10 protein-coding genes are annotated in these 14,253 nt (G+C 58.9%); 8 read left to right on the top strand and 2 right to left on the bottom strand.

Translation table 11 applies throughout. The features are described 5' to 3' along the window. Positions 1 to 446 precede the first annotated feature (446 nt). The 7 genes from AXW67_RS24945 (at position 447) to nifA (ending at position 10,525) form a co-directional block, all read left to right on the top strand. Positions 447 to 2,513, top strand: a complete 2,067-nt coding sequence (locus AXW67_RS24945; protein ID WP_063679999.1) for a carbamoyltransferase family protein — start codon at positions 447 to 449, stop codon at positions 2,511 to 2,513. 48 nt (positions 2,514 to 2,561) lie between these two features. Next, positions 2,562 to 3,566 carry a nodulation protein NodZ gene (locus AXW67_RS24940; protein ID WP_063679998.1) on the top strand — a complete coding sequence of 335 codons (1,005 nt, stop codon included), beginning with the start codon at positions 2,562 to 2,564 and terminating at the stop codon, positions 3,564 to 3,566. 99 nt (positions 3,567 to 3,665) lie between these two features. Then, positions 3,666 to 4,850, top strand: coding sequence for a nodulation protein NoeE (gene noeE, locus AXW67_RS24935; protein WP_063679997.1), 1,185 nt, complete (start codon positions 3,666 to 3,668; stop codon positions 4,848 to 4,850). 118 nt (positions 4,851 to 4,968) lie between these two features. Beyond that, complete coding sequence (locus AXW67_RS24930; RefSeq protein WP_082905714.1) at positions 4,969 to 5,610, top strand: FkbM family methyltransferase; 642 nt, start codon at positions 4,969 to 4,971, stop codon at positions 5,608 to 5,610. Between the two features lie 360 nt (positions 5,611 to 5,970). Then, the gene (gmd, locus tag AXW67_RS24925) at positions 5,971 to 7,041 is read left to right on the top strand and encodes a GDP-mannose 4,6-dehydratase (RefSeq protein ID WP_063679996.1); all 1,071 of its coding nucleotides are present in this window, start codon (positions 5,971 to 5,973) and stop codon (positions 7,039 to 7,041) included. Then, positions 7,022 to 7,966: a GDP-L-fucose synthase gene (gene fcl, locus AXW67_RS24920; protein ID WP_063679995.1), complete on the top strand. Its 945-nt coding sequence runs from the start codon at positions 7,022 to 7,024 to the stop codon at positions 7,964 to 7,966. The genes gmd and fcl overlap by 20 nt, the downstream gene beginning before the upstream one ends. Positions 7,967 to 8,698: 732 nt before the next feature. Continuing rightward, entirely contained in the window at positions 8,699 to 10,525 is a 1,827-nt protein-coding gene (nifA, locus tag AXW67_RS24910; protein ID WP_082905717.1) for a nif-specific transcriptional activator NifA, read from the top strand. Positions 10,526 to 10,853: 328 nt separating this feature from the next. On the opposite strand, the gene AXW67_RS40830 is transcribed toward nifA, so the two are convergent. Then, a complete protein-coding gene (locus AXW67_RS40830; RefSeq protein ID WP_082908038.1) occupies positions 10,854 to 11,099 on the bottom strand; it encodes a hypothetical protein in 246 nt (81 codons plus the stop codon). 1,346 nt (positions 11,100 to 12,445) lie between these two features. On the opposite strand from AXW67_RS40830, the gene AXW67_RS24905 reads away from it, so the two are divergent. Continuing rightward, positions 12,446 to 12,766 carry a hypothetical protein gene (locus tag AXW67_RS24905; RefSeq protein WP_136623778.1) on the top strand — a complete coding sequence of 107 codons (321 nt, stop codon included), beginning with the start codon at positions 12,446 to 12,448 and terminating at the stop codon, positions 12,764 to 12,766. Between the two features lie 121 nt (positions 12,767 to 12,887). Here the strand turns inward: AXW67_RS24905 and AXW67_RS24900 are convergent, their stop codons facing one another. Continuing rightward, a complete protein-coding gene (locus AXW67_RS24900; protein ID WP_063679989.1) occupies positions 12,888 to 14,156 on the bottom strand; it encodes an IS256 family transposase in 1,269 nt (422 codons plus the stop codon). Positions 14,157 to 14,253 lie beyond the last annotated feature (97 nt).

The following is a 14,253-nucleotide window of genomic DNA, read 5'->3' as shown; positions in this document are numbered from 1 at the left end:
GGCGAGTACGCTTGCCGTGAGCAGGGCAGAGCAGACGACCAAAGTCCTGGCGAATGAGCAGCTGGGAGCAGCGCTGAGCACCGGTATGAGTGTGATCGACACCCCCGAGAAGGATCTCGTTTCGTCTCGCAAGACCAAGCATGGAATTTCAGAGCGATCTGACGGTAGCTGTCTTCGCAAGCCCCGCCGCAACCAAGACCAAGACATGGTGCTTACGACCAAAGCTTCGGCTGCTGCTCGACCAAGCAGAGCGAAGTTGCCCGGAGCCCCTGAACCAAGCGAGCCAGAACTTTCGGCAGAGCGGGTACGTCGCTGGCGGGCGTTATGGAGAATTCTTTCAGGGGCCGTAACGCCTGGTTGAGGTTCGTAGCGGCAAACGACGGTAGGCGGTGGTGAAATAGGACGGTCTACGGCCGGTAGGCGTCCCAGTTATTTTGGAGAGTGACATGCTGTGTCTCGGATTGAGTGGTGGACTGGACAAAGTATACGAAAACACGGTCGGACCGCAAAATACGTTCATGCATGACGGCGCTGCCGTTCTGGTCCAGGACGGCCGTGTGCTGGCGGCCGTCGAAGAAGAGCGGCTTAATCGAATTAAGCACTCCAACAAATTCCCAGGACGCGCGATTCGATACTGCCTTGCGACCGCGGGCGTGCAGCTTGGCGATCTCGATCGTATCGCGTTCTATGCGACAGAGACCTACTGCAACGCCATGCTCGAAAGCATGTTTGCCTCGCAACCGAAGGCCAATATTCCGCTTGATGCCAAACTATTGCTAAGGACGTTGTTGGCGCAGGAATTCGGCACCGAAGTTGATGCCTCGCGGCTCTCGTTCGTTGGTCATCATCAGGCCCACGCCGTAAGCGCATTTGCGATGTCAGGCTTCGAGGAGAGTCTCGTTCTCTCGATCGACGGCGGAGGGGATTTCCTGTCCGGCATCTTGGCGGTCGGGTCTGGAACAGAAGTGAGGCAACTCGAGGCCTTCCCCGAGCAGAATTCCTTGGGACTCTTCTATCTCGAGACGATCCGGTATCTCGGTTATGGCTTGTTCGATGAGTACAAGGTCATGGGCCTTGCGCCCTACGGGGATCCTGCTGTCTATCGCAAGCTCTTTGAGCAGTTCTATGAATTGCACCCGAACGGGGGCTACCGGGTTTGCCTGGAAGGCATCGGTCCCACCTTGCTCCGCAATATCCAGCCCCGCAAAAAGGGAATGCCGTTCACCCAGCAGCATCGAGATGTGAGCGCTTCACTGCAAGAGGCGCTGGAGCGGATTGTGTTCCACCTACTCCGGCATCATCGGGAAGCGACGGGCCTGAAGCGGCTTTGTCTGGCTGGAGGGGTCGCTCACAACTGCACGATGAATGGTAAGCTTCTGTACTCCGGGCTGTTCGAGGATATCTTCGTGCAGCCGGCGGCGCACGATGCGGGGTGCGCATTGGGCGCGGCGCTGATGATGTCTGACGAAGTGGGTCGCCCCGCGCCGCGTGAACGGCTGAAAGAGGTGTACTGGGGACCCGATCTCGCGTCTGAGCACGAGTTGGAGCAGGAACTAAAAGCATGGGCCGGGCATCTCGAAGTCGAGCGCTGCGACGACGTGGCGGGCCGGGCGGCGGACTGGATGGCGAGCGGCGCCGTGATCGGGTGGGTGCAGGGCCGATCGGAGTTCGGGCCACGTGCACTTGGCAATCGGAGCATTCTTGCCGACCCCCGGCCTGCAGCGAACAAGGACCGCATCAATGCGATGGTCAAGAAGCGCGAGGGCTATCGACCGTTCGCGCCATCGGTGCTGGAGGAGGATGCGCCAGACTATTTCGAGCTGCCAAATGGCGCGCGTGAATTCCCGTTCATGAATTTTGTCGTTCGCGTGCGTCAGTCCAAGCGGGACCTGCTGGGCGCCATTACCCATGTCGATGGAACGGCGCGGTTACAAACGGTATCGTGCAACTCGAATCCAACTTATTGGGCGCTCATCAATGAGTTCAAGAAGCGAACTGGAATTCCCGTTCTGCTCAATACCTCCTTCAACAACAATGCCGAGCCTATCGTGGATACGATTGCAGATGCAGTCGCCACGTTCCTGACAACTGAGCTGGACGGTCTAGTGGTAGGTCCATTTCTCATAAAGAAGCGGACCGCAACGCTTGAAGATTGGTCAGCGCTGGCGGTTTCGCTGCCGCCTTACGCATCACTCCATCGTGTCCGCTCCTTTACAGCGCCCGATCGTCAGGAGACGGTCTCTCAGATACGTACGAACGCTTCCGCCGGAGATGGGTTGCGGATTTCGGATGACTTGTTCGATCTCCTGATGCGCGTTGAAGGGGAGGGTGTGCTCGGACATCTCCTGGATGTAGTGACGTCGGATATGGCCAGGCGTGAAGCTCTGGTTACGGAGCTGCGCGGACTTTGGGAGCAGCGACGCATTCAGTTGCGTCCCTCAACGCGGCTCGCATCCACGGCCGCGACCAAGCAGCGATCTCGGGATGACCGGCACGCAATGAATATGGCTTGAGTCATGTCCCCAACCAACGATCGACGGCGCGAGCTTGGTGGTGAGCCGATGCAAAATCGGTTTGTGATTTCGAGACGGCGCACCGGCTTCGGTGATTGCCTGTGGTCGCTGGCGGCGGCCTGGAGTTACGCGCAACGGACCAGAAGGATGCTCGTCATTGACTGGCGCGGCTCCTGCTATCTCGATCAGCCCTTCACGAACGCTTTTCCGGTTTTTTTTGAGCCGGTTGAAGACATCGCCGGCGTACCGGTCATTTGCGATGATCGGATCAATCGGGTCGCATTTCCGGGTCCCTTCTTTCCGTCCTGGTGGAATAGGCCGCACATCGACTGCGCCTACCGCCCGGATGAACAAATTTTTAAAGAGCGAGACGAGCTTGGTAAGCTTTTCGAGTCCCAAGCGGATTGCGACGCTGGCACCGTGGTGTGCGATGCCTGTCTGATGTGGCGATGCGATCAGGATGCAGAACGACAGATCTTTCGGCAGCTTAGGCCGACACTAGAGATTCGGGAACGGGTTGAGGCAATCTACGAGGAGCACTTTAGAGGCTATAACGTTATCGGAGTTCATGTTCGGCACGGTAACGGTGAAGATATTATGGGGCATGCGCCCTATTGGGCCGATCCGGAGTGTGCATTGCGGCAGATACGCGATGCCGTCGACATGGCAAAGGCACGGCCGGATCCAAGACCTGTGAAGGTGTTCTTGTGTACTGATAGTACGTGGGTCCTCGATCGGATTTCAGATGTGTGTCCGAATCTCTTCACTGTGCCAAAGCGCTTCCAGGCGCATCAGGCCGGACCATTGCATAGTGCCATGCTCGGTTTTGAAGGCGGCTGTTCCGCTCTCGTCGAGATGTATCTCCTTGGTCGTTGCGAGACCCTGATCCGCTTTCCGCCGACCAGCGCCTTCACGCGGTATGCGAGCCTGTTCGTGCCACGCGTTATCGAGTTTGATTTGAATAATCCGGCTCGTTTGATCCTGAAAGAAGAACAGTTGAACGAGTGCTCTGGTGCCTCCGTCGAACATCATGTCGTTCGACAATCTATTTAACGAAGCTGTCACTCACGCTTGGGGGCCTATTCGGCCTATTCCAGTGTCGCTGCAGATCCAAGAGTGTCTCGCGGTCGGCTCCGGACAACAAGGTAAGGAATGATGATGCGTAATCCCAAGGCGTTCCCCGAGGTTTGCTTTCTTCTCGGTCTTCCCCGCTCGGGAACGACGCTGCTCGCGCATTTGCTGCAGCAGCATCCTGACATATTGGCCCCGCCAGAGCCTTGGCTACTGTTAGCCCTTGAGGCGATGGGTACGGTGGACCACCGCCACCCGGCGGGCTCGTCCCTGATTCGGGCCGCGACTTCCGAGTTTTTCGGTCGAACAGACCAGTCAAGTGTCCATCGCGCCTTCGCCGATGAAGCTTACGGTCAGTATTTGGCGGCGGCGAGCAAACGCATCTTCATCGACAAGACGCCGCGCTATTGGATGGTGCTCGGCTTCCTCGAGGCCCTCTATCCAGAAGCGCCACGGATCCTGCTGATCCGCAATCCATATGCGATTGCCGCATCGCTCAAATCGACATGGGGAATTCCCCTCCACTCGGCGAGCTGCCCGTCCGCCATTGGAGCCTGTCTCGCCGATCTTGTGCGCGGCCAGCCGACGCCGGCTATCGCATCCTCCCTCGCAGATCTCGTTCTTGGCCTTCCCGCCCTTGCCGAGCAGCGCGGCCACCCTCAGACGCAGGTAGTTCACTACGAACGTCTGGCGGCGGGGCCCGACGAGGAAATCCAGCGCTTGATCGCTTCGCTTGGCTGCGATCCAGCAGCTATTGAATCGGGGGCGACCGAGAAAACGGACTACCTGCAATCCGGCAGCTTCGGAGACCGAAACATATTGGAGAGAACAGCAGTCGGTTCTCGCTCGATCCAGGCTTGGCAAACGGCACTGAGCGTAGAGGAGATGCAAGCGGTAACTGATCTCGTTGGGCCCGAACTCCTGCTGGATCTCGGGTATGAGGAAGAACTGCAGTATGCGCGCAAAGCCGGCGTTTTGGATAGGGGACGGGCAGTAACCGAACGCTATCGTCGGCTATTTCGAACCGGCTGGAATATGCTCGGCGGCACGAGAGGAACATCATTCGACATTTCGGCTCAATCTGTGGCGGGCGCAGCTCCGAAGCAAGCTGAAGAGAGCTCGTCACCGGCTCTTGATCCTTCCGGGGCGGATGGGCCAGAGCATACCGGCAAATCCAACGTTGAGGAGAATCTGAAGCTGGTCAATTCGGTGGTTCGCGACTTGGAACAGGCGCTCGCGGCTTCGAAGGTCGATCAGCGGTCGTGAGGCGTTTTTCAACCGGCGCATTGAATTGTCAACGAAATACCGCGGCTTCTCGGAGCCAGACCAAGGTCTATCCAGCGGACTGCAATGGACGTTTCGAACGCATGAAGGAGAACTTGTCTTGGTAACAGTACATGAGCACATCATCTCGCTTCTTCAAAAGCCAGATCCTGTCATTCTGGACATCGGCTGCAATGACGGAACAGATAGTCGATGCTTTCTCGAGCTGTGTCCGGAGGCCAAGCTCCATTGCTTTGAGCCGGATCCGCGAGCGGCAGCGCGGTTCAAAACGAAGATGGAGCCGCACCTCGACAAGGTCGCGCTGTTTGAGGTCGCTATCAGCGATCGAAATGGAACCATCGACTTCCATCCAAGCAATGGAGAGGGCGAGGCCAAAGAGTGGGATCTATCCGGCTCGATACGTCGACCGAAGAAGCATCTTGTCGAGTATGATTGGGTTCGATTTGATCGCCCCATTCCGGTTGAGACTCGGAGGCTGGACGATTGGTGCGACGAAGCGGGTCTGAAGAAAATCGATCTCATTTGGATGGATGTACAAGGGGCCGAAGCGGACGTCATCGATGGCGGCAAAGAAATCTTGGACAAGACTCGGTTTCTCTACACGGAATACAGCGACAAGGAACTCTATGAGGGGCAGCTCTCGCTACAGGCCATTCTCCGACTGTTACCCTCGTTCGAGGTTGTGATCCAATATCCCCGGGAAGTTGAGGGGGATGTATTGCTCAGGAATACGAGCCTTTAGGACGCATCGTTCTGCTCCCGTCCAGCGACAGGCGTGCTTGCCACGCTGGTACGCCTGGCAGATGCGCGAGCGCTCACCAAATGCGCTCGCGAGCCGTCTTTAAAGTAAATGAGACGACGCGATCGCCTTGCCGAGCAAGCAATGTCAAGTTTTGACGGGTCCTCGACGGCTTCCCGATTTCGGGCCTTTGAATTCGCGCGCAGACACCCTGGCTTATCCCAAGCCGCGTGAAGCCCGCCTAAGCAAGCAAAAGGCCGAGACCTCATCTGGCTATCGACCAGTTCGAACATTTGCGTCGGGCTCTGGTGCATTGTTAGCGTTCATCTTAGGACAAAGCGGAGAGAAAGATCGGCTTGGGCAATGCGTGAGCGTATCGCTTTAATCACCGGAGTCACCGGACAGGACGGGGCCTATCTCGCCGAATATCTGCTGTCGCTCGGCTATGTCGTGCACGGGATCAAGCGGCGCTCGTCCTCCTTCAACACCGCGCGTGTCGATCATCTCTACCAGGACCCGCATGTCGGCAACGTGCCGTTCCTGATGCATTACGGCGACATGACGGACTCGACCAATCTGATCCGCCTGGTGCAGCAGATCCGGCCGACCGAGATCTACAACCTCGCCGCCCAAAGCCACGTCGCGGTCAGCTTCGAGAGCCCGGAATACACCGCCAATGCCGACGCCATCGGCGTGCTGCGCCTCCTGGAAGCGATCCGCATCCTCGGCATGGAGAAGGAGACGCGGTTCTACCAGGCCTCGACCTCCGAGCTCTATGGCCTCGTCCAGGAGATCCCGCAGAAGGAGACGACGCCGTTCTATCCGCGCTCGCCCTACGGCGTCGCCAAGCTCTACGGCTACTGGATCACGGTGAACTACCGCGAAGCCTACGGCATGTTCGCCAGTAACGGCATCCTGTTCAACCACGAGAGCCCGATCCGCGGCGAGACCTTCGTGACCCGCAAGATCACCCGCGGCGTCGCCCGTATCGAGGTCGGTCTGGAACAGACGCTCTATCTCGGCAATCTCGAGGCCAAGCGCGACTGGGGCCATGCCAAAGACTATGTCGAGGGCATGCACAGGATCCTGCAGGCCGACAAGCCCGGCGATTTCGTGCTCGCCACCGGCGAGATGCGTTCGGTGCGCGAGATGGTCGAGCTCGCCTTCGCGCAGGTCGGCCGCCGCATCGAATGGCGCGGCAAGGGCGTCGAGGAGACCGGCGTCGATGCCAAGAGCGGCAAGACCGTGGTGAAGATCGATCCGACCTATTTCCGGCCCACCGAGGTCGATCTGCTGGTCGGCGATGCCAGCAAGGCGCGCGAGGTGCTCGGCTGGACGCCGAAGCGCACCTTCGCGCAGCTCGTCGAGGAGATGGTGGCGGGGGACCTGGCGGAAGCCAAACGAGACATCGCAAATGGCCAGCGCAGCGTTTGAGCTGACGGGCAAAAGCGTCTACGTCGCCGGTCATCGCGGCATGGTCGGCGCTGCGCTGGTGCGCCGGCTCGCGCGCGAGGATGTCAAGCTCATTACAGTGGATCGGCGCGAGGTCGACCTCTGCAACCAGGCCGCCGTGTTCGACTGGTTCGGACGCGTGCGGCCGCAGGTCGTGTTCCTCGCCGCGGCCAAGGTCGGCGGCATCGTCGCCAACAACACGCTGCGCGCCGAGTTCATCTACGACAACATCGCGATCGCGGCGAACGTGATCCATGCCGCGCATCAAAACGGCGCCGAGAAGCTGATGTTCCTCGGCTCCTCCTGCATCTATCCGAAGCTGGCGGCCCAGCCGCTCCGCGAAGACTCGATGCTGACCGGCCCGCTGGAGCCGACCAACGAGCCTTATGCCATCGCCAAGATCGCCGGCATCAAGATGGCGGAGGCCTATCGCAGCCAGTACGGATGCGACTTCATCAGCGTGATGCCGACCAATCTCTACGGCCCCGGCGACAATTATCACCCCGAATTGAGCCACGTCGTCGCCGCGCTGATCCGGCGCTTTCACGAGGCCAAGGTTACGGATGCAAAAAGCGTCGTGGTCTGGGGCACCGGCACGCCGCGCCGCGAATTCCTCTATGTCGACGACATGGCCGATGCCTGCGTGCACCTCATGAAGACTTACTCGAGTCCCGAGCTCGTCAACATAGGCACCGGCGAAGACATCACGATCGCCGAATTCGCTCGCGTGGTCGCCGACATCGTCGGCTATCAGGGCGAGATCACCTTCGACGGCTCGCGGCCTGACGGCACGCCGCGCAAACTGCTCGATGTCAGCCATCTCGCTAGGTTCGGCTGGCGCGCGCGCACGTCGCTCGATGAGGGCATCAGGCGCACATATAAAGCGTATTTGCCGAGAGATGGCTGACACCGGATCTGGTTAGCTGTTTCAACTTACTGAGCCCATCTTGTGAGGGATGACAAGCGAGGTGTGAGTGGAATGGTCCCGTTCATGGGGGTGACGTTTTCCCGCCAGCGATCGAACCAGCAGTTCTTTCTGTTGCGGGCCAGCTGGCCGAGCGGTGGATTGGGCTTGCCGCCCACAAGTCTTTCGCGACGGGCAGCGGCGCTATCTGCATGTCGGCCCACCACGCCCTCTCGTTGCCGCGCCGATGCACGGTAAACTCGTCGCTGACCTTGCGACCGAGAGCCCTGGGTTTGGCAAACTTGAGATGATGGGCCTCGCATGGGGTCTGCTTGCAGACAAGGCAGGGCTGTTCCCGGACGACGGCCGGTGGGCTTTGCTGTACTTGCGGGGAGGGTCCTTGGGAAAGGCGAGCCCCACCTTCTGTGTGTCGGTGCATTCCCTCACTGCGATGCGTAAATCTCACGTGTGGTGATCATCACGTCAGATTCTTCATCGCTAGAAGTGACGTGTAATTCGCATGGGCCCTCTGTGCGAAACCAGACGCGCGTGATGTATGAAATCCGCCGATGTTTGGAGTCCGACAAGAAACTTGCGGACGCGACATTGGGTCGCAAAGCACCAAGACTTGAACTGGATCGTACGGAATGTAGAGAATGGCACGCTTACGTGTTTAGCGCCGCATCAGGCAGGTGTGATATCTCTGCGAAGCGTTGGTGCGAGATGGACTGTCAGATGGAAGGCGATACTCCGAAGTTTGAACGAGGTGCCTGGCAGAATGATCAGTGCGAAGAAGGCGCCGTCGAGACGCAGGCCACTTCCGAATGCGAGCGACATGAAGCCGAGACCGGCCGCTCCATCGTGGTCGCGTTGAACGAAACCGCACTGAGGGGCCTCGTCGAAATAACGCAAATACTCGCCAGTGCGTCTCGGCTTGAGGTTACGCTGGCGAATGTGGTCGACCTTCTGCAATCCTTCCTGCAGATGAGACATGGTGTGATTTCTTTGCTCGCAGATGATGACGAGCCCGAGATTGCGGTCGGTCCGGGATGGAGCGAGGGGAGCGATGAGCGCTACCGCATGCGCCTTCCGCAAAAAGCCATCGAGCAGATCGTTTCCACTGGCGCTGACTTTGTGGCCGAGAACATTGCCACGCATCCGGCGTTCAGTGCGGCAGATTTGGACGTGCTCGGCGCTTCCGATTACACGCGGGTGTCGTTCATCGGCGTCCCTATTGTCAATGATGAAAAGGTGGTGGGAACGCTGTCGATCGAGCGTGTGACGAACGACGAGCCAATGGTCCCACTCGAGCCCGACGTCCGCTTGCTCTGTATGATTGCCAAATTGGTTGGACAGTCAGTGAAGTTGCATCGCCTCGTCGGCCGGGACCGCAAACGTCTCATGTCAGAAAGCTATCGTCTTCAGAAGGAACTCTCCGAATTCAAGAACCAGAGGCGGGAGCGTAGGAAGGTGCATATCGACGGCATCATTGGCATCAGCCCGCCGTTACGTGGGCTTCTCGATAAGATCGCGGTGGTAGCAAAATCCAACGCAACCGTGCTGTTGCGCGGCGAGTCCGGAACCGGAAAGGAGCTCGTCGCCAAGGCTATCCATGAGCTATCGCCGCGTTCGAAACGCCCGTTCATCAAGATGAACTGCGCAGCGCTCGCCGAGACCGTGTTGGAATCCGAACTATTCGGTCATGAAAGGGGAGCCTTTACCGGTGCTCTCAATTCACGCAAAGGGCGTTTTGAGCTTGCTGACAAGGGGACGCTGTTCCTTGACGAGATCGGGGAAATCTCGGCCGCCTTTCAGGCAAAGCTGTTGCGCGTCCTGCAGGAGCAGGAGTTCGAGCGGGTGGGTAGCGCGCAGACCGTCAAGGTCAATGTCCGCGTGATTGCTGCGACCAACCGTGACCTCGAATTGGCCGTGGAAAAGAACGAGTTTCGCGCCGACCTGTACTATCGCATCAGCGTGGTTCCCCTGCTATTGCCTCCCTTGCGTGAGAGGCGCAGCGACATTCCCTTGCTTGCCGCGGAGTTTCTAAAGAACTTCAATCACGAGAATGGGCGTACGCTGACCTTTGATCCAAGTGCCATGGAAGTGCTGATGAGCTGTGGCTTTCCCGGCAACGTTCGCGAACTCGAAAATTGCGTGCAGCGTACCGCGACGTTGGCGCCCGGACCGTCCATTCTCAAGGACGATTTTGCCTGCCGTCACGGCCAGTGCCTTTCCGCGCTGCTATGGAAGGGCGGATCCAACGGAATGGCTCCGCGATCGGTACGGTGCGGAGAGCCTCCGGCAAAGCCGGTCATCGCGCCGGTTGAGGCGGGTCCGTTACTTCCTGGCCCAGCCCAGACGGGCGAGAATGAACCGGTGGCCTTGATGCCGGGTAATACCTCGCTTCTAAGGAGCGCGAACATGGCAGATCGTGATACCCTCATCGCCGCGATGGAAAAATCGGGCTGGGTGCAGGCAAAGGCGGCCCGTCTGCTTGGATTGACGCCGCGTCAAATTGGCTATGCGCTGCGGAAGTTTGGCATAGAGATTAAGAGGTTCTGAGCAGGCGACCAAACAAGCTTGGCCATTTCGGGACACCTCGCGCTGGGGTAGCGTGTTGAGCGGCAAAAGCGCGCGCCGAGATGTAGGGTCGGTAAACAGTTTTGCGTGGCGCTTTCCAGGCTGGAAGGCCTTCTAATCGCCCGCCGTCACTCGAAATCGGTCGACGCTCCCAATGCGGAACTCGGTGGACGAGGGCGAAGGCTGTCCCGAGTGCACGAAATGTGATCCAGGGGCCCCTCAAGACGACAGCAAGATGTTTGTTTCATCTCGATGCGCCTATAGCGGCAGATCCGAAAAGAGGGGAGAAGTCGTTGCGTGCGGCGTGGCGTCAGCTGCCGGGCCGCCGTCCCAACTCATTGCGTAGATTCCAGATGGCGCTGTTTGCCAGTTGAAAAGGATTTTGTTCGCCACTCCGCGATGAGCGCTCAAGATGGGCGCGCAACCGCGCGCGCAACACGTCCCTCGCATTGTGGGTCAGGAACGGATCTTTCTCCACGAAGCGCCATGACTTCTCAAATGCCGCGCTCAGGAGAGGCTCGGATGTCCGGTTTCGTTCAGGCACAATGTCATCCATTCTAGCAACTCCAGCGAGACACTGTCGTCAACCACCACACCTCGCCTGGCCGAGATGTCGGAATTCGAGCGCCCAAATGTCAATAAAAGCGAGGTGTCCTGGTGGCCCTCAGCTCATTGACAGGCATCGATGCGTCGAGGGTTTATAGGCGCTTATTGAAGCGCTGATGACTGCGTCGCTATCAAGTGAGGCGAGTCTCACGTGGCGTGGCACTGCGGCAGTTTTATTTAGAATTGAAGCAGCTCTACTCGGCAGAGAAATCGTCTGCAGCTTCGCATCTGTCGCGATTTCGAACGATTGGCGTCCTCGCGTTCTGGGTGAGCTCTGCGAAATCGAACGCCAAGAGAGATTTCCTTCTTCTGCATGGCATTCTTTTGGAATTACCTTCTGCCTATCATTCTGTCCTCAGTGCTCCGAATGACTGAAAAGCTGTGAGCGCTGTGAGTGCCCGGCGGTATCGAGTTGGGATGTGTGCCATCGCCTTCAGAACGCGACTTCGCGATCGCCTCCGGTTCGGCAGGCGTGACTATCTGATGCGTCCAAAACGGCGCCTGTGATTGAGCGGAGTTCGTAAGAAGCTGCCTGGCAGTCTCTTGGCCTTCCGCTTGCATGCGTATCTTCATGGCATCCAAGCAACCATTCTATGGTCCGCAACATTGGCGAAGTCGCGCCGAAGCGACGCGGTCGAAAGCAGCCTCACTGACCTGCCCCAAATCAAGGCGCAGGTTACTTAGGATCGCGGACGAGTATGAGCGGCTGGCCCGGCGCGCAGAAGAATCGATATTCGGATCAGATTGGGACATGGATTCCAGCAATTACTCTTAAGTTCATTGAACCCGCGTCGTATCACGGCCCCCGCGCAGTCTTCGAAAAACAAAACGCATCATTCATGAATCGGCCAAGCTCTGCAAATGAACGGTCCCCACGGCACGGCGAGATTCCGAAAAAGTGCGTCTTGAGGTTTCTCTCCGATGCACGTCGGTCCATGCCGTCGCGTATTGAGAGAGATAGAAGCAGAAGTCTCGTCACGAGTTGATCAGCGACCGGAATTCATGGCTGTATGGTGAGGCTGACGCTTCAAACGTGCCAACGCACTACCCCGAACTTTAGGGTGGGACACCGCCAAGAGACCCAACCTATTGTCGATGCGAGCAAGCGCGAGAAGCCGTGACCCACCGGATCTGGTAGGCGCAAAACAGCTTGAATCTCACGTAACGTCAGGGTGTAGCGTCGTCGCACAATAGGCCAAATTGCGGCCAAACTGCGGCCAAACTGCGCATGCGTCGACAGCGAATGTTCGCTTGTCTGACGCGGCCAGCTCACACAGCATGAATGAAGTACACAGCATGACGACGGGAGCAGATCCCCTCATTGAAGAGTCTCGTTGGTTGACGGCAGCGTTGCAGGAGCGCGCTCACGAGATATGGATTTGGTGTTTCTCACCTCGTGAGCGGATCGATTACATTCGAAAGAACCGCTCGCAGTTCGAGTTTCATAGCTACGGGCACCTGGTCGATGTGGTCCGCGGTCGGTGCTTCAATGGTTGTGCGTTGAAGCTGATCAATTGGCGCAATCGAGTAAGAGTCAACATGTGGCGTGCGGCCTCGGCATTTTGCATTGCCACTTGGTCGCTCATCATCTTCATTGCTATTTGGCTGCTAAGTTAGCTCAGGCCAGCGAGCAGCTGAAGTGCCGGGCGGAAGCCCTTGATGATACGGTGGTGAGGCGGGTAACGAGCATATCGATCGCTTGAGCTGGAGCTATGCGGAATTTTGGGTGACGAGGCGATCAGGCGGCGTGGTTTGCCGGCACTTGGATAACCTCGATGCCGTCGTTGAATCTGACACCTGCGATGAGCTTCGGCAACTGATTTGTGCCCTTGAGCCGTCGCCAGGTTTTTGATGCAGCCATGACCAGCTTGAACACCATCAGCCTGGCGGTGGTCGGCGACAACGAACCCTTGGTGCGCACCGTCCGGTGCCGCACGGTGGCGAACACGCTCTCGATGGGATTGCTGGTGCGCAGGTGATCCCAATGCTCGGCAGGAAAGTCGTAGAAGGCCAGCAGGACGCTGCGATCCTTGACCAGACATTCGACCGCCCGACCGTACTTGGCACGGTATTTCTCGGCAAAGACGTCGATCGCTGCTTCGGCGGACGCCCGGTTCGGCGCCCAGTAGACCTCGCGCAGGTCCTTCTTCATGGTGGCCTGCACCGAGAGCGGGACCTTGTCGAGGACATTCACGGTCTTATGCACCCAGCAGCGCTGGTGCCGCGTGCCTGGAAAGACCTCCTCGAGCGCCTTCCAGAAGCCGAGCGCGCCGTCGCCGACGGCAATTTCGGGCGCGATCTGCAATCCGCGCTGTTTGACGTCGATCAGGAGCTCACGCCAGCTCTGCGCGCTCTCCCGCACCCCGACCTGGAAGCCGATCAATTCCTTCTTGCCTTCCGGCGTCGCGCCGATCAGCACTAGCATGCACTCGCCGTGGTCTTCCATGCGGGCCTGCAGGAAGACGCCATCGGCCCACACGTACGCATATCGGCGCGCCGACAGATCGCGCCTCTGCCAGCGCTCGTACTCGCCTTGCCACTCGGCCGTCAGCCGGGACACCACCGCGGGCGATAGGTTCGGCGCGTCCTTGCCCAGCAAGGCCGTCAGCGCCTCCTGGAAATCGCCGGTCGAAAGGCCGCGCAGGTAGAGCACCGGCAACAGCGCATCCAGGCTTCGAGTCCGCCGTGCCCACAGCGGCAGGATCGCCGAGCTGAACCGGATCCGCTCGCCATCGCCGGCCGCTCCGCGATCCCGAATCTTCGCCCGCGCCACCTCGACCGGGCCGATGCCGGTCGCAATCGTTCGCGCCGGGCCGTAACCATGCCGCACGACACGGGCGCGTCCGTCGGCAAGCTTCAAATCCTTCACTGTGGCAAGAAAGGTCTCGACTTCGGCCTCGACCGCCTGCGCCAGAAGCTGCCGCGCACCGGCGCGCAGGATATTGGTCAGTGGATCATCGATCTCGTCGGGCTGACGCAGCGCGACAATGTTGCTAGGCTCGTTCATGGCGTATCGCTCTCCTTGAGAGGTTCTGGCAGGCTCGACACCCGCCTCGATACGCCGCCTATCTCAGGCCGTCATCACCCACTTTCCCGCATAGCTC

The organism is Bradyrhizobium neotropicale (assembly GCF_001641695.1).
GTDB classification, from domain to species: domain Bacteria; phylum Pseudomonadota; class Alphaproteobacteria; order Rhizobiales; family Xanthobacteraceae; genus Bradyrhizobium; species Bradyrhizobium neotropicale.
This window is presented reverse-complemented; position numbering and strand designations above follow the sequence as displayed.